The sequence below is a fragment of the Vibrio sp. 1CM8B genome, from assembly GCF_023161685.1.
Classification (GTDB): domain Bacteria; phylum Pseudomonadota; class Gammaproteobacteria; order Enterobacterales; family Vibrionaceae; genus Vibrio; species Vibrio coralliirubri.
Genome location: NZ_JALNTU010000001.1, coordinates 591,850 through 616,228 on the forward strand (window position 1 = coordinate 591,850; position 24,379 = coordinate 616,228).

A 24,379-nucleotide genomic window follows, 5' to 3' on the forward strand; every position below is an offset into this window, starting at 1 on the left:
TATCGATGGTCACTTGTGCCCGTTGAACTCGCCAGTTAATCAAAACAAACATAGCGACATCAGCTTTAGCATCACTATCTTTCAATCAGCTTGTTCTGGTTGTGATTAGCCATTGCTCGTGTTCGCAAAACATTAGTTCAAAGAAGAGATCTTGACTGTGAAAAAACGCATTCAAAGAAAACAAATAAACCACTACTCAAAGTGGAAATACGTGGTGCTTATCGCCACTATCATCATTATGGTTCTGAGTGCTTTACCTTCTTGGTATGGCGAGAATGCATCGGTTCAAATTAACAATCGTTCTGAACAGACCATCGATGCGAGTCAAATTACCCAATACCTTGCGAGCGAAGGCATCCAAGCCAAATCTGCATTTCAAAAAGATCAACGTTTAGTCGTGATCTTGGAAGACGCAGAACAACAAGCGAAGGCTAAAGAGGTGCTGAATGAGCGCCTATTGGACAACGCGACGGTTGCACTAGCGATGGAGCCAGCAGCTCCGAAATGGCTGACTGACATGGGCTTCGCACCGATTCAGCTAGGTCTTGATTTACGCGGTGGTGTGCAGTTCCTACTAGAAGTAGACATGGAACCGGTTTACCACGCACAAGCGCAATCTGTGGTCGACGAGATCACCAGCCAAGTGCGTTATGCACGCGGTAAAGTGGTGAACAACCAAGTTGAGTTTAACTTCCGTACTGATGCCGATTTCGAAAAAGCACAGAAACTGATTCGTGAAGAGTTCCCACAATGGCAACGTGACCGTTCAGATAAATCGCTAACGTTAACTCAGTCTGAAGAAGAACAAAGAACGCTACGCAACCTAACGGTTCAACAAAACCTACAGATCATGCGCAGCCGTATTGAAGAGCTAGGCATCACTGAGGCATCGATTCAACGCCAAGGTGAAAGCCGTATCCGTATCGAATTACCGGGTGTACAAGACCCTGCAGCTGCGAAAGACGTGATTGGTGCTACGGCTTCATTAGCGTTCTACTCTGTGTACGACAACGCAACGCGCAATACTCAAACTCTGAAAGATTCAGATGGTAATCGTGTCGTGGTTGCTCGCAAAGCGGTATTAAGCGGTGAACACATTATCGATGCACGCAGTGGCATTGGTGAGATGGGCAGTGCAGAAGTAAACATTACGCTGGATTCTTCTGGTGGTAAGAAAATGTCTGAGTTTTCTCGCCATAACATCGGCAAGCCAATGGCGACCGTTTACAGCGAATACAGCCGTGATAGAGCCGGTAACAGCGAGAAAACCAGTGAAGTGATCAGTGTGGCGAACATCCAATCTCAACTGGGTAGCCGCTTCAGAATCACTGGTGCAGGCAGCATGGCAGAAGCACAAGAGCTTGCTCTACTGCTACGTGCGGGTTCATTAACAGCGCCTGTTACCATCATTGAAGAGCGTACCATTGGCCCATCTCTGGGTGCTGAAAACGTAACGAATGGCTTTGCTGCTTTGGCTCTTGGCCTTGGTCTTACTCTAACGTTTATGGCGCTATGGTACCGCCGCCTTGGTTGGGTCGCGAACTGTGCATTGGTGGTTAACATGACCACGTTGTTTGGTTTGATTGCCTTGCTACCGGGTGCGGTATTAACTCTGCCAGGTATTGCGGGCTTGGTACTGACCGTCGGTATGGCGGTAGACACTAACGTGCTTATCTTCGAGCGTATTCGAGACAAGATGAAAGAAGGGCGCAGCTTTGCTAGCTCTATCGATCGTGGTTTCGATAGTGCATTCTCGTCAATTTTCGATGCTAACGTCACCACCATGATCGTTGCTGTGGCTCTATACACAATCGGTAATGGACCGATTCAGGGCTTCGCTCTGACACTGGGCTTAGGTCTTCTAACCAGTATGTTTACGGGCATTTTTGCTTCACGAGCGATCATCAATTTGGTTTGGGGGCGTGACCAACGCCACGATGTAAGGATTTAAGCATGAGTACTTCAAAAATGACTATTTCAGACCGCTATTTTTCAAATAGCTATATTTCGGATAAGAATATGACTCGCCTTCGTAAGGTGATGTCTGTGATTTCTATTGTGCTGTTCATGAGCTCTGTGATGCTGGTGGCGGTGAAAGGTTTTAACTGGGGCTTGGACTTCACAGGCGGTGTGGTTGCCGAGGTTCAGCTCTCTGATCAAGTAACCAAAGATGCGTTAAAAACAAAACTTGATACGGCTTTCCAACAAGACGTGCAAGTGGTTGGTATGGCAGAACAGGATCGTTGGACAATCCGTTACAGCCAACTGACAGACGCTCCACAGCCAAACTTAGTGGATGCTTTGTCTTCTGTAAGTGACCAAGTAAAAGTGCTTAACAGCAGTGTGGTTGGCCCTCAAGTCGGTCAAGACATGGTTGACCAAGGTGGCTTGGCGGTATTGGTGTGTTTCCTAATGATCATGCTGTACCTGAGTGTACGTTTTGAATGGCGTTTAGCACTCGGCGCCCTTGCAGCGATCATCTATGACGTGACGCTTATCTTGGGTCTGTTCGCTTTTACTCAGTTTGAGTTCAACCTGACCGTATTGGCAGCCGTGCTAGCGATTTTGGGTTACTCATTGAATGACTCGATCATCATTGCTGACCGTGTTCGTGAAATGCTGCGTGGCAATCCAAATGGTGACACTGATAACCTGCTTAACGAATCGGTTAAAGCGACCTTCTCACGCACCATGGTGACTTCAGGTACAACGCTAATCACCGTATCAGCGCTTTGGCTACTGGGTGGCGCTGCGCTGCAAGGTTTCGCGATTGCACTGGTTGTAGGTATTGTCAGCGGTACGTGGTCTTCCGTTTCGGTAGGTATCACACTGCCTAAGTTACTTGGCCTACAGCCTTGTCACTACCAAGTGAAAGCGCCGGTAGAAGTTGAGGGCGAGTACCCTTAAGCTCTCCATTGGTTAACTGTACGACTTAGTCAGTAACGTCAACAAGCCCTTCGTTTATAACAAAACGAGGGGCTTTATTTTTTATAAGAGTCAGACAGTTACAGAAAAGAGAGCCTATTTCAAAAAACGATGGATTGAGTAGGCAAGCCCTCATGATATGAAGTATGTTTAGATGACGTTCGTAGAAATGAGGCAAGGGAATGGAATATCGACATCAATGTCATGTAGGCGACCATGGTGATGCGCTAAAGCATCCAGTATTGAGTGCACTTGTTCAGTCATTAATGCAGCAGCATTCACGTCTCAATGTTATCGACACGCACTCTGGTACAGGGTGTTATGACCTCACTACTGCACCCAGTAATCATGCTGGTGAGTTTGCTGAAGGGGTCGGGTACTTGTGGCGAAACAAGGCTTATCTACCGCCAGCATTTAGCTCTTTTATGTCGGTGCTGGAATACTACAATCCGAATCAACTTATCTCTCTCTATCCGGGCTCAGCAGCCATCACCTACCAACAAGGCCGCAGCCAAGATAGCTTCTATTTTTCAGACATTCAGCAAGATGAAGCCGACCTATTACAAACCAACATTGAGAAGCTGCAACGCGATCTTGATGTCTCAAGTAAGCTCACCATTACCGCGGGCGATGGCTTGAAAGCACTGCCTGATGACATAGCAAAACACGACAACCATCACCTGATTGTTATCGACCCGCCCTATGAAACCGATACTGAATATCTCGCGGTGATCGATGCCTTGGTTAAGGCTTATCAACAATCTGAGAAAGTCTCTGCGCTGATTTGGTATCCGCTTTACACGGATGATAAGAGCTCACTGATTCTGAACCATTGCGTGACAGCGGTGAAAGATGGCTTGCTACCAAGTCCGATTAAGTCGGAGCTTCGCCTTCGAGATCCCAAGGGTGATGATCGCCTGATCGGCAGTGGCTTGCTGTTGTTCAATCCACCACAAGGCATTGCGGGAACGGTGGCAGATACGCTCGATTATTTACACAGCCAACTCGCGACTAATGGTGAAGGTTACTGGCAAATGAGAAGCTTATAGGTCTGATTTTTATGGGTTTTATGATGGTTTTCTAGACATCAATCACTAAATCACTGTTATCTATGTGGTTTAAATTGACCAAACGCTAACTTTTATCGATTGATTAATTGCAGTGAATCATTTAAAAATAGAATATCAATGCGCACAAGTGCATAATGGCTCATAAGTTAAATAATTAAACTAGATTGTGGTTTACCCCCTAAACTGCATTAGGCTCGCACTAGTCATGCGAGCCTTTCTTTTGCCTGAAGGAAATGTTTACAACAGTTGCTCTTCAATCTTTAGCGCTTTCTTGATGAGTTTTGCATTGAAATCTGCGGCTCCCACCGAGTAGTGTGCTTCTCGATGACAGGTAGGACAAAGTGCGATCACATTTTCAGGGCAATCAGCGCCGCCATCTGCTAACCGTGTCAGGTGGTGTACTTCTAGGTAAGGACCTGACTTGGTCTCAAAAGGTGAGGGCACTCCACAACCTTCACAGATACCATTTGCCCTCTTTTTTGCGTAAAGCTTAATGGCTTCACTGCGATACTTCACATGCGTGAGTTGTTCTTTGGGGTCAGCTTTAAGTGGTGTTGAAGCTAAGGCGATGTCTCGTAATTGCTTCAATGATTTACTTTTAGTTGGCTTCGTTAAGTATGAAGTTTTTGGTGTTTGAATGCTATTGCCGACACTTTGTGGGACGATATCTAGATGGAAGACTATTGCATCACGAAGTTGGTCGTTCTTGTCGGGGCGTTGCTCAATGTGATGACAGATGTAGTTGCAGACTCCGACGAATCTAACAAAACCAGTTGAGACAGATTCAAATAAGAGAATCTCTTTAAGGTTGCTTTGGTGTTCAAAGATGGCCAAGTTTCCTTTAACCATCTGCATATCACCTTCTTGCCCTTCTCCTGTATATCGGAAAGTGCCGTCTGCACTAAAACCATCAGAGTAGCCAAATTCTTCACCAGCATCGCTAGTGAAGATAAATACATATGGATGGGCTGCAGGTGTAGCGATACCACCATATTGCTGACCTTTGTAACGACCGTGTATATCTGTGCGTCGATTGTAAACCTGTCCTACGTTGAACAATGGAGAGTCCTCGTTTATTCGTCTAAATTCTAATTATTATTGATATTTCTATAATTTAAATTTCATATAAAGTTCAAATATAACAGTGATTTAGGTCAAAATATGCAAGTGGATTATTGGGTGTGAAAAGGTATCGGATTGGTCACGTTTCTAAAGAGGCAAGCCTGCAGGACTCATGCAGGCTTGGTGCGTGTTTAATGCTATACAACTACAACGCCGGATAATCGATATAGCCTTTTTCGTTGCCGCCGAATAACGTAGCGCCATCAAGTTCTGATAGTTCGCTGCCGTTTTGTAAGCGTGATACCAAATCTGGGTTTGCAACGAATGGGCGACCGAATGCGACGAGATCGGCGTAGCCTTTGCTTAACACTTCTTCGGCGCGTTCTGGTGTGTAGCTGCCAGCAACGATGATGGTGTTAGAGAACAGTTCTCTTAGTTCCACACGGAAGCTTTCCGGTATCACAGGCGCATCATCCCAATCGGCTTCTGATAGGTGTAGATAAGCGATATTACGAGCTTGCAGTTCCTTTGACGCTTCTAAAATCGTTGGAACGATGTCTGGGCAGTTCATGTCTTTGAAGGTGATGAATGGGGCTAAACGTACGCCCACTTTGTCAGCACCAATCGCTTCAATTACCGCATCCACGACTTCAATTAGAAAGCGAAGTCGGTTCTCACGGCTGCCACCGTAGTTGTCGGTGCGTTTGTTTGAGTTGGTTCTTAGGAACTGATCAATAAGGTAGCCATTACCGCCGTGGATCTCGACGCCGTTAAACCCTGCCTCGACCGCTTTTTTCGCTGAGTTAGCAAAATCTTTAACAACACGGTCGATGTCTGCTTGGGTCATCTCTCTTGGTTGGATGCAATCGACCATGTTGCCGTTTCCATTCTCATCAGAGATCCAAACCTGAGTTTCGATTGGCGCCAGCGCTGAAGGGGCTATCGGCAACTCGCCTTTTTGAAACGTAGGGTGTGATACTCGGCCTACGTGCCATAGTTGGCAGAATATCGCGGCACCTTGTGCTTTTGCTGCGGTTGTTACTGACTTCCAACCTTCGATTTGTGCATCGGTATAGACGCCGGGTGTGAATGAGTAACCTTGAGAGTCATCTGAAATTTGTGTCGCTTCAGTGATGATAAGCCCTGCACTTGCGCGTTGCTGGTAATAGGTTGCCATCATGTCGTTTGGCACGTTTCCTGGTTGGCTAGTACGAGCGCGTGTCATGGGTGCCATAACCACGCGGTTTTGCAGTTCTAGGCCTTTCAGTTCTGATGTTTCGAATAGTTTGTTCATGGTTTCTACCTTGTTTTAATGCTGTGATCTTTCTTTTTGTATTGGGGCGATAAGTCGTGTTATTTGCTTTCTGCTGGGCTGAAAATAGAGTTGCTCTGTGGCTTTTCAGCTCGGTTGGCTTTGGCTATTAGCAGCAAACCAATCACTGGGACAACAACGGCTGCGAATGGAATCATGCCTGCGCCTAGTTGGCTGTCGAGAACCATGCCGCCAAGGAATCCACCAAAGGCATTGGCTAAATTAAACGCTGAGATATTCGCGGTTGCTGCTAGCTCTTGGCCTTCGCCACCGTTGTTCATCACTCGAAGTTGCATGGCTGGAACGTTGGCAAATGATGCAATACCAAAGATAAATGCCGCGGCAACGAATAGGATTTTGTTGTCTACCACAAGGCCAACTACAACCAATGAAACGATCATTGCGACGGCCCAAAACATTGAAGCTTTGCCTAGGTTTTTATCTGAAGAACGTCCGCCCAAGGTGTTACCGATGATTAAGCCGACACCCACAATCACCAAGATCCAAGTAACAGACTCTTGACCGTAGCCGGTGATGTGCATAGCGATTGGCGCAAGGTATCCGTAAAGCGTCATGAAGCCAGACCAAGCAAAAGCAGTGATTGCCAAGCTGATCAGCAGCATTGGGTTTTTGAACGCTAACAGCTGAGTTTTGATGTCTTTTGCTTCAATGTGACCGGTCGATTGGATCGATGTCAGGATTGAAATCATTGCGATGGTGCCAAGAGCTGCCACTGTGAAGAAGGTGGTGTGCCAGCCGAATTGCAAGCTAACCCACGTACCCGCTGGAACGCCAAGAACGTTAGCGAGCGTTAAGCCTGCGAACATTTGGCCAACGGCACGGCCTGCCATTTTTTCAGACACTAAGTTGGTCGCAACAACCGCACCGATGCCATAGAAAGGGCCTTGCACTAAGCCTGCGATAACACGGCTCGCCAGTAGTAATGGATAGCTTGGCGCTAACGCGGATAATACGTTGCCGATGATGAACAGTGCCATTAAGCCAATCAGCACCATCTTCTTGTTAAAGCGCGCAAGGTAGATGGTTAAGATCGGACCGCCGATAACGATAGCCAACGCGTAAGCACTGATAAGGTAGCCAGCTTGACCTTCTGTGATTGAAAGTGATGTGGCGATCTGTGGGAGAATGCCTGCGATAACAAACTCAGCGGTGCCGATTGCAAATGCTGCGAGTGTCAGTATCCAAACTTGGAATGGCATCTTTTCTTGTGTCATGGCTTTTGATTTCATGATGAGTTACCTATGTAAATTCTTGTTTGTTAGGACGTTGAGATAACACCCTAACGATTGTTCTTTATGTCTTTGCGGGGTGTTAGCCGAGTAGAGCGCCGCCATCGATGTCGATGATTGACCCTGTTACGTATGGGTTGTTAATCGCGAATAGGTAACCCATAGCCACCTCTGAAGGCTCGCCAACCTTGCCTGCAGGTAGATTGTTTTTGGCGTTGTCGTACATGCTTGCACGAGCAGAGTCGTCCATGTTTTTGTAGGCTTCCGTCATGGTCAGGCCGGGGCTAATGGCATTGACGCGAATGGGTGATAGCTCTTTCGCCAGTATTTTGGTTACGCTTTCTAGCGCGGCGTTGATGGCGGTTTTTACGTAAGTGCCAGCTACTACTTTGCGTGACAACATGCCCGTCGTGAGCGTTATAGAGCCGTTTGGCGTCATGTAGCGTGCGGCATGTTTGGCTACGTTTAAGCTGCCCCAAAACTTAGTGTCAAAAGCTGTCTTAGCGTCTGCGGTTGCTACGTCTGTTACTTTTCCTGCGGGAGCGGATGAGCCAGCCGTTACGATTAAGTGGTCAAACACGCCAATCGATTCAAAGTATTCACAAATTGATTTTTCATTGCTGATATCAAGGCCTGTATGTCGGCTAGCGACGTGCACTGTGTTGTTTTCGTTTCTCAATTTCATCGCGAGTGCATTACCGATGCCTGATGTGCCACCAATGATGACGAAAGTGCGTTGCTCTTGATTTGTCGATTCGTTAGTCATGCTCTGAATTCCTGCGTTGTTCTGCTGATGGTTGTCATTATATTTATTCGATTAATTTTGATAATTGACTAAAATATGAATTCATTATTCGGATGAAGTGAACAATGTAGCGAGGAAGAAGTAGCATGGATAAGTTTTCAGACATGGCGATGTTCGTCAGTATCGTAAAACATCAAGGTTTGGCTGCAGCAGGGCGGGAGCTAGGCTTATCACCTGCGACCATGACGGCAAGGCTGCAGGCACTGGAAGAGCGATATGGTGTGAAGTTGTTGAATCGAAGCACGCGACATGTGTCTTTAACTGACTCCGGCGAGCTGTATCACAAGGCGTGTCTGGAGATATTGGATAATGTCAGCGAGGCTGAAAACCTAATTCAAAATGGCGTCAAAGAGGTCAAAGGTCCACTCAAAATCGCTGCACCGAAAGACATTGGAAAGCAGTACATTCTTCCTATTCTCTCTGAGTTCTGTCAGCAATATCCCGACGTGATCCCTTACCTCTACTTGAACGATAACCTCTCGAACATTGCTGAATCTGGCATGGATATCGTGGTTCGTTATGGTGAATTGGTCGACAGCAGTTTGATATCCAGACGCTTGTCACCAAGCCGACGTGTGCTGTGTGCTTCTCCTGAATATCTTGCCAAGCATGGAACACCGTTAACACCACAAGATTTGGTTGATCACGATTGTTTAGCCATGCTGCGCAGCAATGAAGAGCTCAAGACATGGCACTTCCAAGATCATGATATGAAGAAGTCGATTACCGTTGTTCCGAAGCGATTTTCAGACGATGGCGAAGTGATCCGTTATTGGGCATTAAAAGGCGAGGGCATTGCTCTTAAATCGGTGCTGGATGTGCAAGACGACATCAATAACCAGCGCCTTGTGACGCTACTCAATGGCTACATGAAGAACTTCAATACCGCGATGTCGGTGTCGAGTGCCGATTTGAATGTGGTGTATATCAGCAAGAAGTATCAGCCGAAGCGTATCCGGCTGTTTCTTGATTTTCTGTTTGAACGCTTTAACGATTTGGTTGAAAAGTCTAGTTAGATTAGTCGAGAAGCTGCGCATGACAGATCTCTCGAACTCAGCACCCGGCTACGGACAGAGGACATTGAACTGGTTATGATACGACCAACATAAGGATGTGATTGGAGAGAGAAATGAAAGTCGTCGGAGATACGGTCATCCAACCTTTTCACAAGGCAACCTGCCATTGCGGTGCGGTTGAACTAGAGCTCAGCTTACCTAACGGGATAGAAAAACCACGCCGCTGTGATTGCTCTATCTGTCGTCGCAGGGGAGCGATTGTGGGCTCTGTTGCGCTGGATGGCATCAAGATCCTCAAAGGTGCAGAGCATCTCAAGCTTTATCAATTTAATACCAATACCGCGAAGCATTATTTCTGCTCAAACTGTGGCATCTATACCCATCACCAACGCCGTTCTAGCCCAAACGAATACGGTTTTAACATCGGCTGTTTGGAAGGGGTGAATCCTTTTGATATTGGTGATGTGGTGACCAACGATGGTGTCAATCATCCAGCTGATCGTTAATTTATTGAGTATTAAAAAGGGAAGAAATTATGTCTGAATATGGAGCGATCATTCGCTGGAAAAAAGCAGAAGATGAAGCCTTTAGCGACAATCAATACAGTCGCGGTCATACGTGGGAGTTCGATGGTGGTGTTACTGTGCCAGCTTCGTCCTCTCCACATGTTGTGCCACTGCCGTTTTCGGTGGAAGCGAATGTTGACCCTGAAGAAGCGTTTATTGCGGCACTTTCTAGCTGTCATATGCTGACGTTTTTGGGCATTGCCGCAAAGCAGAAGTACGTGATCGACTCTTATGTGGATGATGCGATTGGTGTGCTGGAAGAAGATGAATCAGGCCGCTCGTCTGTCACTAAGGTGACTCTGCGACCTGACATTGTGTTCTCCGGATCTAAGATACCAACCGCCAAACAACTCGACAAACTGCATCACTTGGCACACAAAAACTGCTTTATCGCGAACTCAGTAAAAACAGAGATTGTGGTCGAGATGAGAGATTGATTTAAAACAATCACAAGATTTCTTTAAAAGCTTCGTCCTTTTTATCTCGCTATCGTCTTAAGGGTATTCATGCAATTTCGTTGATTGCAAAAAGACCGAACACACTATTTGAGGACACCTCCATGACAGCGTTTAACAGTGCATCGAATTACGGTGAAAATGCGTTTATCAAAAGCCAACCAGAGATGCTAGAGAGCATTTACAACACCACCGATGTATTTCCTTACTGGGTTGCCGATATGGATTTTCAGGTAGCGGAACCGATCACTCAAGAGCTTAATCGCTTGGTTAAGCGCGGTGTGTACTCTTATGAGTTCAATGAACAGGCAGTGTTTGAGGCGCTATCACAATGGTATTCAAAGCGTCATGGTTTAAGCCTGTCTGCTGATAAATTCGTTCAGGTTCCGGGAGTCTTACCAGGCATAGCGTTGTTACTGCGCCAGTTTACCAATGAGGGTGATGGTGTGCTTATTCATACGCCGGCTTACCATCAGTTTGCTAATTTGGTGAATAAAGCAGGTCGTCAGGTCGTGAATAGCCCGTTGACTAATGACGGACAGCGTTATCAGATTGATTTCGATGGTATGGAGCAACAGATCATCGAACAACAAGTGAAGACGATGATTTTCTGTAATCCGCATAACCCGACTGGGCGAGTGTGGACAGCTCAAGAGCTTGAACAAATCATCGAAATCGCCAAGCGCCACGACGTGCTGATCATCAGCGACGAAGTCCATTCCGACATTATTTTTGAAGGTCACGCTTTTACGAGCTTAACCAGCTTCGATTACGACAAGGTCATTGCCTTGATTGGTTCTCCGGCGAAAACCTTCGGCATGCACAGCATCTCAAACGGCTATGTGTACACCAACAATAATGAGTTGTTTGAAGCGTTCAAAACCAATGTGGTGGCGATGTATCTTGATCATGGTAATGCGTTCAGCACGTTTGCAACCGTGGCGGCCTTTGAGAAAGGTGGAGAGTGGCTAGATGGCATGTTGGTGTATCTGCAAGACACGGTGAAATGGATCACTGAGTTTGCGGAGCAGCGCATTCCTCAGTTAAAGGTCTTCCAACCGCAAGGCACTTACCAAGTGTGGTTTGATTTCTCAGGCTTGGATTTTTCGGAAGAAGAGCTAAAAAATGTGGTGTTTGAGCAGGCTAAAATGGGCTTAACCCCAGGTGGTTGGTTTGGTGCGCAAAGCCCTAACTTCATGCGAATGAACATTGCCACTTCACGCGATAATATCGAGCAATCATTTACGGCTTTAGCAGACGCGATTGATGGCTTTGAGCGAGGAAATCAGACTTCTTCAACTTGTTGTGATAGCGGCGCTTCAAAAAGCTGCTGCTGAATCGAGCGTTAGGCTCTAAAGAACGAAAAACCGTGAGGCTGCTTAGTGCATCACTGGCGGTTTTTTTGTGTCTGTGTAATCCTATGTACGGTTTTAATTGAGTGACAGTTAGAAAGTTCTGAGAGATAGGTAGAGAGCTCTTGAATGGTAGGAATAGATTGGTTAGCAGAGAGTTATGTTTAGCGTCCCATTGAATAGTTTTGTACATCGTGTGAGTGATAAAAGCCAAGTGATGGCGAATGCTGCGGAATGTGGATGTCAGTTGAAACGAGTTCGTCGTTCGCGTAATTGGCTGTTGGTCGCTCAAGAGCATCAACTCGTTGAATTTAAAACGATGTTAACCCATGAAAAAGACGGTTGGATAGCAATTGCAATTGACAAAGTGCTGCCTAACCCCGTGGTGTGTTTGGCATCTCTGTTGGCCGCTACACCTTCAATGACTGTCGCCCAGCTGGTGATGGAATCTGGATGTTCAATGGTAGAAGCAAGACGTGCTATTGATGAACATGAAGGTCTGTAGGCGTATTCAAATCGTGTGAAAAGAGAATTGCGAGCAGCAAAAAGCCCGTAACGATATTGCGCTGGAAAACGTCATATCGTTACGGGCTTTATCATCTGTGCTGCTGTTAAGCTAAGCCATGCGGCTTATGAAGCATTGACTCGATTAAGAGTTCGCTACTTTTACACGAATCGTGTTTTTGCCAAGCTTTGACAAGTTCAGCTTGTTTAGTGCTGCTTTAGCTTCTTCTTGCTCTGGCATTTCAACAAAAGCAAAGCCTTTTGAGTCGCCAGTTTCTTGGTCTAAAACTAGGCTGCACTCTTTTACTGAGCCAAACTCAGAAAATAGCACACGGATGTCTTGCTCAGAGGTAGAGCGCGATAGGTTACGAACTAGAAGTTTCATAATAAACCTTGAATATGAATTTACGCCGAGCATTGTCGCACACTTTCATGCTCACCCTCACAAATAATTACTCTAATCATTTCTTTGGTAACGCGTCGCTCTATTTACCGATTAAGCGAGCTGTTTACCTGCTAGCCGCGGTTTATCGTGATATCTGATACGAATCCATGCTCTGTGCTGGTCAATGCCTGTTGCAGCATCTGAGCGGCTTCTTGCGCGGTCATAAAGCTCGAGGTATCCATGTCTTTACCGCTTGTATTCCAAAACTCGGTCGCCATTCCTCCAGGATAAACCGCGACGATTTTCATCGGATGACCTTTTAGCTCCAACCTTACCGATTCGATAAAGCCTTTCACGGCCCATTTTGCCGCGCAGTAGGTGGACTCTTCCGCTTTAGCACCTTGTGCCGCCGTCGACATCACCACAGCAATGGTGACCGATTGATCTTTGTAGCGCTGCACAAGCTCGCGAATCAAAAAGATCGAAGACTCGATATTGTTCTTCAGCATGTCGCTGATGGTGGCTGGGTCTTGCTGTTCTATTTTACCGAAGTAGCCACTGCCAGCACTGTGGATCACCAGCTTCGGCATTTCAGGTAACGCATCCAATAACTCGCTCACTGAGTGCGGGTCACAGAGATCACACGCTTGGCTAATGGTATTCGCAGGCAGGCCTTGCGCCACTTCTGCTAAACGTTGTGCATTGCGACCTGTGATGGCTACGCGCTGAGCGTCTGTTGCGGCGTTAGCATATTGTTTCGCGAGAGCTGCACCTAAACCGCTGCTTGATCCGGTAATTAAAATCATACTGTCTTAAATTTGTAGAGTTGATTCGAGATAGTAAGGGGCTAGGCTAAGATTTTCTGAGATCTATGGCTAAAGTTGATCGATAGCCTGGTTGATAGGTTGAACGGTAGGGTTGAAATAATAGTGTGGGGAAAAGTCGTTAAGAATCGACGGGGTTGGTCAGAAATAACACCGCTACAAAGTAGCAGAACTAATAAGTAAAAGCGCCGGCATAAGAGCCAGCGCTTTTGAGTAATCATAAGTGATTATTTTTCGTCGTCGAACTGTTTGATCGTGAACGCGTCTTCGATTCGGTTAAGCTCTTCTTGTTCTTTCACTCGCTTCTCTTCTTGCAGAGTCGCTCTCGTTTCGTTGAAACGTTTTTTCTCTGACTTAGTCAGGAATTTTACAGCTTTTTTGTTGGTCAGTGCGTAAGCAACTACGTCTTCACCTTTTTCTCTGCGGTCGTTTACGCGTTGTGAGAAACGTTCATTGTCGCGAGCTTTACGCTCCGCTGAGGTCAACTTGCTCATGCTTTAAAGCCTTTTCAATTATTCATGGTAGGGAATCTACGCTTAGCGAAACAAATGGGAACTGCTTAGTGTCAGTTTAGTCCATTTGTATGCTGGTGGCGCATCTTAGCACAATGGCTTGAGCATGCAGGTATGCTATTCGAGGGATCAAACAAAACAGCCCACAATTTTCGTTGTGGGCTGTTTCGCTACGTACTGTAGATGTAGTCATCGATTTAAAACTAAGAATCAGAAACCGCAGCTAAATCAAATCTTCTCGATGTATAAGATGACTTCTCCGACTTTAAAGCCAAACTTGGACATCTCAGTCTTGTTGAACAAGCGCTTGTCGTCCATCAAGAACATCCAATCGTCGAGCACCACTTCATAGGTGCTGCCGTCTACTTCAATTTCTAGATCATATTTCCAATACAGCGCTGAACCTTGGGTCTCACCATAAGCGGTTCCAACGACATCGTTGGCGGTGCCTGAATAGGTGTTTTCGCCTGTTTTTATCAGATTCCAAACGCGAGTTGAGCGCTCGCCATCAGCAAAAGAGAACCACTCTTTTATCTCTCCGTTGTCGCCGTCCCAAGTCGCGATCAGTTTGGCATCGAAGCGGCGCAGTAGGTTACCAGAGCGGTCGAGCACCATGCCGTAGGCCATGAGCTCGCCATTAAAAAAGGTTTCAAGCTTGAGCTCTGGCGTAGTGTCGACATGGTCTTCTAAACTTGCAGAGCCACAGCCCACTAGCCAAGTGAGTGAAAAAAATGCCAGAGCGAATTTTATTATTGTTGTTTTTGGATTCATTTGTTCAAACCTAAAAGTTGTTTACGGAGACCGGGTTCAGAGGTGTTTTCAGATAACCAAATCGCTAGAAACGCTTCACCAAATTGCTTGTCTTGGATAGTGCCGATCGGTTGTTCATCGAAATAAAAACGACTTACGTTATCTTCAGCGACACGAATCGTGAGTGTGCTTCCTTCTTCCACGTTCGGCCACATCGCGTACAAGGGTTTCAACCAACGTTGAATGTTGCTGTTAGAGTAGCCAAGCTTGTTCCACTGATCTTCGGTCGCGTCTACGAGGTCTTTGCTATCGATAGAGCGGTAATACTCAAGCTTCAAAGCTCGTTCGGAGTTGGTTGGAGTCGCGTAGAACTCTGCGGAGTAGAGAGTCCAAAACAGGTAACTCATTTCACCTTCCCCACGTTTGCTTAAATCATCGACAGCAGAGGCTTTAGCGTTTCCGGCAAGTAACAGCGCAGCAAAGATTAACGAGAGAGTAATAAAGCTTAAAAGTGTGTTTTTTGCTTGCTGATGAGGGCGAACAATACCTCGCTCAGGTTTGAACGTTTGTGTCGGGTTGCGTGGATAAGCCATAAGTCACCTCGTTATTGCCATTTTAGGTTGTATTAAGTTGGAGTAGCCGGCCACCAGTAAGGGCAACAAAATCCCCCAACTTATTGCAAGGGCAGCAACTACCGATGCATCTGGCCAAGTAGTAAGAAGAGCACCTGCTTTGATGCCTCCCCAATAACTACTAGTACCTGCTACGAACCCTATGACAAACAAGATCACTTTCGAGCATTTTACTAGCCAATTTAGGCTGTGGTTAAAACTGATTAAGAACATGATCCACAGGCAAACAAGCCACACAGGGAACCACGATTGATTAGCAATTTCAGAGTCGACGGCAAACACGCCGAAGTGAAGTAAGAGGCTATCAAGCAATAGCCCCAATGGTAATAAAATGAGTATCTTCAAATCGCTACTGCGAGTCGGTGATAGAAGGAAGTGAACCACTACAATCAGTGGTGTGACGAACGGGGCTTGCGCGGTAAAGAAGGCACTGCAAACCCAGGTCGCTTGAAACAGTACGAGATTAATAATCCAAAACCGCTTCATCTTTTGCTCCAAAGTAACGAGGTTTTCTTGCGACGACATGATGAGTGCTGATCACGCGCTCTTTGAATGCGCCTTCACAGTAGCAGAAGTAGAAGATCCACAAGCGCTTAAACTCTTCCGAATAGCCGAGGGACTCTAACTCTTCCCAACTATTTTCAAAGGCGATGTTCCAATCATTCAGCGTTCGAGCGTAGTGCAGGCCAATGTCATCAATTTCTTGAACCACAAGGTCTGTACTGGTCGCAAGGTGTTGGGTCATCACTGAAACTGAAGGTAAACAACCGCCGGGGAAGATGTACTTTTGAATAAAGTCGACACCCTTACGGTATTTATCGTAGCGGCTGTCAGCAATAGTAATTGCTTGAATCAGCATCTTGCCTGAGGGCTTAAGTAGCGACGAACATTTTTCAAAGAAGGTTTGTAGATACTCATGGCCGACCGCTTCTATCATCTCGATCGAAACCAACTTGTCATACTCACCGGTGAGGTTGCGATAGTCCTCTTTAAGCAAGGTGATTTTGTCGGTTAAACCAAGTGCTTCTACTCTCTGTTCAGCAAGCGCATGTTGGGCATCTGAAATCGTGGTAGTGGTGACATGGCAACCGTAGTGTTGTGCCATGAAGATGGCTAAGCCGCCCCAACCTGTGCCTATCTCGACCACGCTATCTTTCTCAGACAGTTCTAGTCGCTCACAGATAGTTTTCATTTTGTTTTGTTGAGCCTTCGACAAGGTTTCTGCGTCTTCGCTGTAGATAGCGGAAGAGTATTGCATCGAGCTGTCTAAGAAGCGCTCATACAGTTCATTGCCAATATCGTAGTGTGCGAGAATGTTGCGCTTAGAGCCTTGTTCGGTGTTGGCATTCTTACGACGCAGCAAGAGGTTTTTGATGCGAGAAATCCACTGTGTCTTGTCATCAAGCTCATCTAATTGGGCTTGGTTACGAGCCATGATTTGAATCACACGCGTTAGATTTGGGCTGGTCCATTTACCATCGATGTACGCTTCAGATGCGCCGATACTGCCGTTGATGACGACATCTCTAAAAAAGGTCGCATCATGAATCACGATTCGACCTTTCAGTTCGGCTTCTCGATCACCGAACACCGAATGCTGGTCGCGCTCAATGATCTCAAGCGTTGCGAATTGCAGGCTTTCTAAAACCTTAAAGATTAAAGCTCGATATTTACAGTTGCTTGAAACAGCAACGGCTTTAGCTTGTTGTTCAATATTGTTGTTTTGTTTGGCAAGCTGTTCCATGTAAACCTCGCTGATAACTCATTCTAATATTTTGTGCCAACTAAGCTGAGTTCTGCTCCTCGGCTGGAGCGAACCCAAGCTAGAATCGATTTCTGTTTTAAGCGCTTAAGATGTTGAGTCTGGATGCGCCACAAACGGTACTTTTTTCAGGAATAATTTGAGAGCCTGATAATAAATTCCCATCACGACTTTTATCGTCATCGCCGGAATCTTGAATACCGTTCGTCTAATGTTTGTCTTGGTTACTGACTGCTTCGTCAGAGCCAGTGTCGCATCGAAAAGCTTGTCGTCTCGGCGGCTTTCGATGTGAACTAACGTGCGTTTCGCTGGTGGCTTAATTTTCCAAAAATAAGTCATGTTCAAGTCCATGAACGGCGAAACGTGAAACTCTTTTTTTACCTTCAACTCTTGGTGCATGTCGATGAGATAGTAGTGTCTTTCTCGCCAAGGCGTATTACTCACTTCAGCCAACATGTACTTACAATCTCCAGTTTCGTCATAACAGAAGAAACAGTTAATTGGGCTGAAATAGATGCCTAAACAGCGGCACTGGGCCAGCATCGTCACACGGTTTGAATCAGACCAAACCCCACCAAGTTGTTGCACTTTGGAAGCTATACGTTGCTTAAGTGATTTTGGTTCATCCGTGGTGACATTTTCTTTTTTTTCAGCGAGATAATCCGATTCGACAAAGCGAATCGGGTTGTACCATCGAGTTCCGAACAGCGCACTGCGCGCTGTGGTTTGGGGCAGCTCATCAAGATCTAACCCCATCATATACAGCTGATAGCTGAACTCATGGGTGATGTCACCAAATCGGCGATGTCTGACGTTACCCCAATAGATACCGCTGAGCTCTTCACTCTTTTCGGATGCGATCCCCATCTCGGGTGTCAGGGTTTGACTGTTCATAGCGCGGAACTCGTACTCAAATCTAAACCGAAGCGTTTGGTCACATCGAGTGCACTGTGGACACCGTCTTCATGGAAGCCGTTATACCAATAAGCCCCAGCAAAGTGCGTCTGGTTTTTGCCACAGATCTGCTCACGCTTGTGCTGAGCTTCGACCGTGTTCGAATTAAGTACCGGGTGATGATAAACAAAGCTGCGAATGATTTTTTCTGGGTTGATGGCTTCGCTTTGATTCAAGGTGACACAGAAGGTGTCTTGGCTTTCAATGCCTTGCAGAATGTTCATGTTGTAAGTGACACAAGCAGGTCGTTTACTGTCACCATCCAACATGTAGTTCCAGCTTGCCCAAGCCAGTTTCCTGTCTGGTAACAAGCGAGTATCGGTGTGCAGAACCACTTCATTGCGACTGTATGGGATCTCGCCCAGTACCTGTTGTTCTTGTTCTGTTGCATCACCAAGCAAGCGTAAGGCTTGGTCTGAGTGGCAAGCAAAGATTATTTCGTCGAAGTCTTGTGTGCTGCCATCTTCAAATTCAATCGTGACGCCTGTTTCTTGGCGAGTCACTTGTTTAATCGATGTATTGAGTGCAACGGGTTTGTTTAAGCGTGAAAGGATGATTTCAACATAAGAACGCGATCCCTTTGGAATCACATACCACTGAGGACGGTTGGCGATATCGAGCAATCCATGGTTGTAGAAAAACTGGATGAAGAACTTTAGCTCAAACTCTTCCATCTCTTCCAAGCTTGTCGACCAAATCGCCGCGCCCATCGGTAGGATATAGTGCTGGCTGAAAAAATCGGAAAATTGATTATCTCGTAGGAAGCTGCCAAGGGTAACGTCTGGTGTGAATTTATTGCTTTCAAACTGAGCCTTACACAGTTTGTTGAATTTCAGAATGTCAGACACTAAAGACCAGAACTGAGGTTTGAAGATGTTACTCCTCTGCGCGAATAGCGAATTAATGCTGTGGCCGTTGTACTCAAACTTGGTGGTGGTGTTGTGGACGCTGAAGCTCATCTCGGTCGGTTGCCTTTCAACACCGAGTTGTTCTAGAAGCTGATTGAAATTTGGGTAGGTTCGATCGTTGAATACGATGAAACCTGTATCTATCGAAAACGCCGAGCCTTGATGTTCAATATCAACGGTCGCGGTGTGCCCCCCAACGTAATCATTCTTTTCGAATACTGTTACGTCGTGGTGCTTATCTAATATATGCGCGCAAGTGAGTCCAGAGATACCTGAACCAATAATGGCGATTTTCTTCATTGTTATACCATCCTTGAAGCGAGTTTCTGCCAAACTGGAGTTGGAAGCATTCTTAGTAGCTTCATCAACATGATGAATCGTCTTGGGAAATCGATTTCACTCTTTCCTTGAGCGATACCATTTACGATTCGCTGAGTTGCGGCCTCACTACTAATAATCATAGGCATAGAGAACGTATTTCGCTCGGTTAATGGCGTTTCAACAAAGCCTGGGTGCACAATTGAGACATGAATGTTGTGCGTTGCCAGATCAACCGAAAGTGTTCTGCCTAAGTAGGTGAGGGCTGCCTTTGAAGCGCCATAAGCCTCGGCTCTTGGCAAAGGTAAAAAGCTGGCGCTGGAGCTGACTAAAACCAAACGGCCGCCGGGCTTGATGTTTTTTAACCAGGCTTTAAGAGCGTAGCCAATTGAAATTAGGTTTATGTTGATGACGCGCTCGAACAGCTCGGCATCAAAGTTCACTGGGTCGTCGATGTACTCACAATCACCCGCATTTAAAATCAGCAGATCGAGCGGTTTGTCTTGGTCGAGTTCTGGGAAGTTGTGGTAATCAGTCAGGTCGAAACAAAGCGGCGTAATGGATGAATGCGCGACGTCTGTCTCGTGCGAATCAACTAAGGCTTGCAGCTTTTCTGGGTTACGGCCACAAGCAATCACCTGATGCCCTTGCTGAGCATAATCTTTAGCGAGGGATTGGCCGATACCTGAGGTCGCGCCTGTAATCATAATACGCATTATCGGCTCGCCCTCTTTTTGATGGATTTGATCGCGCAGCCCAGCACTGGAATGTGTTCGTACAACATAGAGCCGACGTCGAGGTAGTCTCTGTGGTAGACCACTTGACCGTCGAGCATCTTAAGGTGGCTGTGTCCTTGTACTTCGATCGGCTTTTGCCCATTTAATTGCTTGTGAGCAAATTGCATCGTCCAGTAAACAGAAGCTTCGTCGTTCGCTTCGAAAGTGTGTTCGATATGAAAGTAACAGTTGGTTACTTGGGTGTAGAGGTTCTCGAAGTAGTGCGTAAGCGCCGAAATACCGCTGACATGATGCAGCGGATCTTGGAATTCAATATCAGGGTGATAAACCGTCTTAAGCACGTCGAAATTGTCGGTTCCGAGTTCTCGATACATGTTGAGAAAGTTATCAAGCCATAGAGAGTTATCCATAATATTCACTCTAATTATTTGAAGAAGGCTAAGGCTCTCAATCGTGCTTCTTTATGCTCAACGATGGGTTGCCAGTATTCGCTGTCTATTCCGTTTTTTGCGATAAATTCATGTGGGAAATGCACATGCTTATCTGGGATATTTTGCAGCTCTGGTATGTACTTACGAATAAAAATTCCTTTTGGATCAAACTTTTCACTCTGGGTGATTGGATTGAAAATTCGGAAGTAAGGTTGAGCATCACAGCCAGTACTTGAAGCCCACTGCCAGCCACCATTGTTGGCACTAAAGTCACCGTCGATAAGGTGTGACATAAAGAAACGCTCGCCCCAACGCCAGTCAATAAGCAGGTGCTTGGTTAGGAAGCTTGCCACCACCATTCTTAGCCTGTTGTGCATCCAGCCCGTTTCAACCAGTTGACGCATTGCTGCATCGACCAATGGATATCCTGTTTTTCCTTCGCACCAAGCTTTGAAGCTAGGGTGATCGTGATACCAATCTAAACCATTGTATTTTTGCTGAAAGTTAGCGCCTTTAACCAGTTTAGGATGGTGGAACATCAAATGCTTATAAAAATCTCGCCAAATCAATTCATTGAGCCAACAAAAGGCCGGTAATTGCGTATCAAATAACAGATCGGGTTGTTGCTGAATCAATTGAATCGCTAACCAACGTGGGCTCACGGCGCCAATCGCTAAATAAGGTGATAGCCCCGATGTCCCTTTAACCGAGGGAATGTCTCTCAGACGTGCGTAGTCGTTGACTTTATTGCCTAAGAAATTGGGGATCACATTGCCCAATACATCTTGGCTTAATGGCCAGCGACTTGAATCAACACGAGGAAAGTCGAAATCATAGTCAGCGGAGAGGGTTAAGGTTTGTAAGTTGTCAGGAAGCTGTGTTTGTGAACGTTCAGCTGACTCGACAGGAGCTGGACTGCAGATGATGCCTTTCACCTGAACTTCTTTTAGCCAAGCGTTCTTAAAGGGCGTAAAGACTTTGAACATCTCGCCTTGTTTGTTGAGAACGCTACCGAGTGGCAACATAACGTCACAATCGCTCATCTTGAGGTTTAAGCCGCTTGAAATTAGCTTTTTATCGCGAGCCTGTTCATCGACCTCTGGCTCAGAGTTAGCGTAGACGCACTTGGCATCAAGCTGCTGGCATAAGTCGATGAGCTGTTTGGATTGGTCATCAAAATCGGTCGCTTTCAGGTGAAGCAAAGTCATCCCGAATTCAGCGAGCTGGGAATCGAGTTGTTTTAGATGACGATAGATGAAATCAGCTTTGATTGGTGCAAGGTGGTGTTGCTGCCATTGCTGTGGGGTTGAAATAAAAACGGCGATAGATACGCCGTTTTCAATTGCTGCGACGAGCGCTGGGTTATCGTGAATCCTCAGGTCTCGTCGTATCCATAAAATGTCGCTCAATATCCGTATCTCAGCTTAAGTTCTTGTGGGTGAGGGTTTAGGTAAACCTGTGATTCCAAGTACTCGTTTGGGTATTCCATTAGGTAGTGATTGATCAGTGTCAGCGGTACTAGCAGTGGAATCACGCCCTCTCTGAAAGAATCGATCTGGTTGGTCAGCTCTTGCTTGTGAGCGCTACTCAGTTGTTTCTTAAAGTAACCTTGCAAGTGATGCAGCGTATTGGCGTGACTGCCTCGATTAGCATGATGCGATAACGCCTTCATCAAACCTTCGATGTATTGAGCCGCCAATTCGTCGATGTCTAACTCATTACCCGCTAACAGTTTGCCTAAACTTTTGTATCCCTCAACGTGGTGACACATGACTAAGTACTTGTGAGCGCTGTGGAACTGAATCAGTTTGTGTTTGGTTATGCCTTCATCAACAAGATCGAGCCATTTTTGGTAAGTGAATACTCTAGTCATGAAGTTTTCACGCAAAATTGGGTCGTTAAGGCGGCCGTTTTCTTCAACGGGAAGTAACGGGTTACCGTCCATAATTTGTTGGGTGAACATGCCTACGCCAGTCGATTCAGAGCCGCGACCATGGTGGTGGTACACCTTCACGCGTTCCATGCCACAGGTTGGGCTTTTCTGACACACAATAAAGCCAGCAATGTGTTGGTTGTTCTTTGAGTAGTTTTGACCGAACTCGATCAGTTCGTTGGTCACATCACCTGAACCATCTGGGCGAGAAACGTGAATGATGTCATCTAACATTCTTGTTTGACGAATGGTTGGGCGAGGAGTTGGAAGGCCGACGCCCATTTCAGGACAAACCGGTTCTAACTCTACATAATCTGCAAGATCGTCTGTGCAGAAGCGAGAACGTTTGTGTCCTGTATCGAACCGAACTTTATGACCGGCGACACATGCACTAATGCCTATTTTTATTTTTTTATCCATTGGTCAATTCCTTACGATCATTGCTCATCGTTATTCTTATATTATGTGGTTTGTTGCTTATTCCACATTACTTTAGTTCGGTTTTTACTTTTCTACCTAGCCAACTGTGCAAGTCTTGTGACGAGCCCAGTAAATACTTCAATCTAATAAATGTATTTACCTAGTGGGTTGAACAGTTGACTCACGCCTTTAGTGAAGTACAAGGCATCACTTGAAACGGTTAAACAGACACAACCCTCTTTTGTTGCAGGTTGATGTGTGTGATTGCCATCCAACCAGATGAAGTCACCTTTGTTGTAAACGCCCATTTCGTCTTCGAAACTGCCTTCTAGAAGAAGCGTGATCTCGAAGCCTTTGTGGGTGTGGCAAGGCACTTGTCCATCTTTGTCGATGTGCAATAAGCTGGTGTGGTGTGCTTCGTCAGCAAAATCGAGTCTTGCTCGTGAAATTTTGCCTAGGTTCATCCAGTCCTTTCTCGCGACTGAGTTAAGGGCGCGAGGGATTGTGAATGTCGTGTCGGCGACGGTTACTTTCTGAACCTCTGGAGTCACTTCAACAGACTGAGAAGCATCGGCTGTGATTTGATCTATCGCGTCAAAATCGAAGTCCATGTCGTCCATTAGGAAGCTGTCTGGGTCTTCGTTTGAGAATACTGGCTCTGCGTCAAATGCATTATTAGCTGCTTCAGCGGTAAGCTGCTTGACTTGTTGTTGGCAGTGTTCACACAGTTCTACATGGCTAGAAACAATCAAAGAAACTGAATCAGCCAGCGTGCCATCGACGAAGTCTTTCAAGATTGCCGCGTTTGGGTGATGTTTAATCATGGTCTTGTTCCCCCATGTGAACTTTTAATTTGGCTAAAGCGAGTCTTAAACGTGATTTCACCGTTCCAAGTGGGACGCCAAGTTGCTGAGCGAGTTGCTCTTGAGACAGCTCTTGAAAATAAACGCCTTTGACGATGGTTTTCTGAGCGAGAGGCAACTTTTCTATTTGAGTCATTACGTGTCGGCTCATCAAATGGTCACCGAATGGCAAATCTTCGCTTTGAGACTCGGCTACCATCGCATCGATTGGCCAGATATCGTCGGCTATCGTTTGTTCGGCTTTCGCTTTCACTTTGCGCAACATATCGAACGCTGCATTACGCATTACCGTATAGACCCAAGTGGTCGCAGCGCCTTTATCTACATTGTAGAGATGCGCTTTCTTCCAAACGTTAGTCATCGTGTCTTGAACTAGCTCGTTGGCAGCAGCTTCGCCACCCAACTTACTAATACCAAAACGCTTAATCTTAGGAGCGAAGAACTTGAACAAACAGGTGAACGCCTGCTTGTCTCGGTCTGTACCAACCAACACCAACCAGCTCGAGAGCTCTGTCGGTACTTTGTTGTCTGTAGGTACTTTGTTATCGGGAATAATGACATGCTCCTTGCCGTTCCCTGAACTTCTGCTTTCCACTTGCATAGTAACTAACCATCATGCGAATTTGATAGGCA

The 24,379-nt window shown here is 46.1% G+C and carries 27 protein-coding genes; 8 read left to right on the forward strand and 19 right to left on the reverse strand.

The window, feature by feature from the left end; all coding sequences use genetic code 11:
- Window positions 1-151: 151 nt before the first annotated feature.
- The 3 genes from secD (at window position 152) to rlmJ (ending at window position 3,974) form a co-directional block, all read left to right on the forward strand.
- Window positions 152-1,951: a protein translocase subunit SecD gene (gene secD / locus MSG36_RS02485; protein ID WP_017065097.1), complete on the forward strand. Its 1,800-nt coding sequence runs from the start codon at window positions 152-154 to the stop codon at window positions 1,949-1,951.
- Between the two features lie 2 nt (window positions 1,952-1,953).
- Window positions 1,954-2,907, forward strand: a complete 954-nt coding sequence (secF, locus tag MSG36_RS02490) for a protein translocase subunit SecF (RefSeq protein WP_048614133.1) — start codon at window positions 1,954-1,956, stop codon at window positions 2,905-2,907.
- A 200-nt stretch (window positions 2,908-3,107) separates the two neighbouring features.
- Window positions 3,108-3,974: a 23S rRNA (adenine(2030)-N(6))-methyltransferase RlmJ gene (gene rlmJ, locus MSG36_RS02495; protein ID WP_248366047.1), complete on the forward strand. Its 867-nt coding sequence runs from the start codon at window positions 3,108-3,110 to the stop codon at window positions 3,972-3,974.
- 258 nt (window positions 3,975-4,232) lie between these two features.
- On the opposite strand, the gene MSG36_RS02500 is transcribed toward rlmJ, so the two are convergent.
- From MSG36_RS02500 to MSG36_RS02515, 4 genes are all read right to left on the reverse strand, one after another.
- Window positions 4,233-5,054, reverse strand: coding sequence for an HNH endonuclease signature motif containing protein (locus tag MSG36_RS02500; protein WP_248366050.1), 822 nt, complete (start codon window positions 5,052-5,054; stop codon window positions 4,233-4,235).
- Window positions 5,055-5,262: 208 nt separating this feature from the next.
- Window positions 5,263-6,351, reverse strand: a complete 1,089-nt coding sequence (locus MSG36_RS02505) for an alkene reductase (protein ID WP_248366052.1) — start codon at window positions 6,349-6,351, stop codon at window positions 5,263-5,265.
- Between the two features lie 59 nt (window positions 6,352-6,410).
- Entirely contained in the window at window positions 6,411-7,619 is a 1,209-nt protein-coding gene (locus tag MSG36_RS02510) for an MFS transporter (RefSeq protein WP_248366054.1), read from the reverse strand.
- 82 nt (window positions 7,620-7,701) lie between these two features.
- Window positions 7,702-8,385, reverse strand: coding sequence for an SDR family oxidoreductase (locus MSG36_RS02515; RefSeq protein WP_248366056.1), 684 nt, complete (start codon window positions 8,383-8,385; stop codon window positions 7,702-7,704).
- A gap of 125 nt (window positions 8,386-8,510) precedes the next feature.
- On the opposite strand from MSG36_RS02515, the gene MSG36_RS02520 reads away from it, so the two are divergent.
- From MSG36_RS02520 to MSG36_RS02540, 5 genes are all read left to right on the forward strand, one after another.
- The gene (locus MSG36_RS02520) at window positions 8,511-9,440 is read left to right on the forward strand and encodes a LysR family transcriptional regulator (protein ID WP_248366058.1); all 930 of its coding nucleotides are present in this window, start codon (window positions 8,511-8,513) and stop codon (window positions 9,438-9,440) included.
- A 113-nt stretch (window positions 9,441-9,553) separates the two neighbouring features.
- Window positions 9,554-9,946: a GFA family protein gene (locus tag MSG36_RS02525; protein WP_017057647.1), complete on the forward strand. Its 393-nt coding sequence runs from the start codon at window positions 9,554-9,556 to the stop codon at window positions 9,944-9,946.
- Window positions 9,947-9,975: 29 nt separating this feature from the next.
- Entirely contained in the window at window positions 9,976-10,443 is a 468-nt protein-coding gene (locus tag MSG36_RS02530) for an OsmC family protein (RefSeq protein WP_248366059.1), read from the forward strand.
- Window positions 10,444-10,565: 122 nt separating this feature from the next.
- Window positions 10,566-11,798, forward strand: coding sequence for a PatB family C-S lyase (locus tag MSG36_RS02535; protein WP_248366061.1), 1,233 nt, complete (start codon window positions 10,566-10,568; stop codon window positions 11,796-11,798).
- A gap of 175 nt (window positions 11,799-11,973) precedes the next feature.
- Window positions 11,974-12,318: a ribosome recycling factor family protein gene (locus tag MSG36_RS02540; protein ID WP_248366063.1), complete on the forward strand. Its 345-nt coding sequence runs from the start codon at window positions 11,974-11,976 to the stop codon at window positions 12,316-12,318.
- 144 nt (window positions 12,319-12,462) lie between these two features.
- On the opposite strand, the gene MSG36_RS02545 is transcribed toward MSG36_RS02540, so the two are convergent.
- The 15 genes from MSG36_RS02545 to MSG36_RS02615 all read right to left on the reverse strand — a co-directional run bounded on the left by MSG36_RS02545 (window position 12,463) and on the right by MSG36_RS02615 (window position 24,347).
- A complete protein-coding gene (locus MSG36_RS02545) occupies window positions 12,463-12,702 on the reverse strand; it encodes an RNA-binding protein (RefSeq protein WP_017061273.1) in 240 nt (79 codons plus the stop codon).
- Window positions 12,703-12,833: 131 nt separating this feature from the next.
- Window positions 12,834-13,508, reverse strand: a complete 675-nt coding sequence (locus MSG36_RS02550; RefSeq protein WP_248336347.1) for an SDR family NAD(P)-dependent oxidoreductase — start codon at window positions 13,506-13,508, stop codon at window positions 12,834-12,836.
- Between the two features lie 245 nt (window positions 13,509-13,753).
- Entirely contained in the window at window positions 13,754-14,020 is a 267-nt protein-coding gene (locus tag MSG36_RS02555; RefSeq protein WP_048610083.1) for a hypothetical protein, read from the reverse strand.
- Window positions 14,021-14,266: 246 nt separating this feature from the next.
- A complete protein-coding gene (locus tag MSG36_RS02560; protein ID WP_017061276.1) occupies window positions 14,267-14,809 on the reverse strand; it encodes a DUF3833 domain-containing protein in 543 nt (180 codons plus the stop codon).
- A complete protein-coding gene (locus MSG36_RS02565) occupies window positions 14,806-15,381 on the reverse strand; it encodes a chalcone isomerase family protein (RefSeq protein ID WP_248366066.1) in 576 nt (191 codons plus the stop codon). Before MSG36_RS02565 ends, MSG36_RS02560 begins: the two co-directional genes overlap by 4 nt.
- 3 nt (window positions 15,382-15,384) lie before the next feature.
- Entirely contained in the window at window positions 15,385-15,906 is a 522-nt protein-coding gene (locus MSG36_RS02570; RefSeq protein ID WP_248366069.1) for a DUF2878 domain-containing protein, read from the reverse strand.
- Window positions 15,884-17,164: a cyclopropane-fatty-acyl-phospholipid synthase family protein gene (locus tag MSG36_RS02575; RefSeq protein ID WP_248366072.1), complete on the reverse strand. Its 1,281-nt coding sequence runs from the start codon at window positions 17,162-17,164 to the stop codon at window positions 15,884-15,886. Before MSG36_RS02575 ends, MSG36_RS02570 begins: the two co-directional genes overlap by 23 nt.
- 105 nt (window positions 17,165-17,269) lie before the next feature.
- Entirely contained in the window at window positions 17,270-18,076 is an 807-nt protein-coding gene (locus MSG36_RS02580) for a DUF1365 domain-containing protein (RefSeq protein ID WP_017061280.1), read from the reverse strand.
- Entirely contained in the window at window positions 18,073-19,344 is a 1,272-nt protein-coding gene (locus MSG36_RS02585; protein ID WP_059017987.1) for an FAD-dependent oxidoreductase, read from the reverse strand. The genes MSG36_RS02580 and MSG36_RS02585 overlap by 4 nt, the downstream gene beginning before the upstream one ends.
- Window positions 19,345-19,346: 2 nt before the next feature.
- A complete protein-coding gene (locus MSG36_RS02590; protein ID WP_059017988.1) occupies window positions 19,347-20,078 on the reverse strand; it encodes an SDR family NAD(P)-dependent oxidoreductase in 732 nt (243 codons plus the stop codon).
- Window positions 20,078-20,509, reverse strand: a complete 432-nt coding sequence (locus MSG36_RS02595) for a nuclear transport factor 2 family protein (RefSeq protein ID WP_248366075.1) — start codon at window positions 20,507-20,509, stop codon at window positions 20,078-20,080. Before MSG36_RS02595 ends, MSG36_RS02590 begins: the two co-directional genes overlap by 1 nt.
- A 14-nt stretch (window positions 20,510-20,523) precedes the next feature.
- A complete protein-coding gene (gene phrB, locus MSG36_RS02600; RefSeq protein WP_050632591.1) occupies window positions 20,524-21,939 on the reverse strand; it encodes a deoxyribodipyrimidine photo-lyase in 1,416 nt (471 codons plus the stop codon).
- Window positions 21,936-22,883 (reverse strand): DUF523 and DUF1722 domain-containing protein, encoded by a 948-nt coding sequence (locus tag MSG36_RS02605; protein ID WP_048614107.1) that lies wholly within the window; start codon window positions 22,881-22,883, stop codon window positions 21,936-21,938. Before MSG36_RS02605 ends, phrB begins: the two co-directional genes overlap by 4 nt.
- Before the next feature lie 143 nt (window positions 22,884-23,026).
- On the reverse strand, window positions 23,027-23,707 hold the full coding sequence (locus MSG36_RS02610) for a ChrR family anti-sigma-E factor (protein ID WP_248366078.1): 681 nt from the start codon (window positions 23,705-23,707) through the stop codon (window positions 23,027-23,029).
- Complete coding sequence (locus tag MSG36_RS02615; protein ID WP_017060967.1) at window positions 23,700-24,347, reverse strand: sigma-70 family RNA polymerase sigma factor; 648 nt, start codon at window positions 24,345-24,347, stop codon at window positions 23,700-23,702. Before MSG36_RS02615 ends, MSG36_RS02610 begins: the two co-directional genes overlap by 8 nt.
- Between the last annotated feature and the right edge of the window lie 32 nt (window positions 24,348-24,379).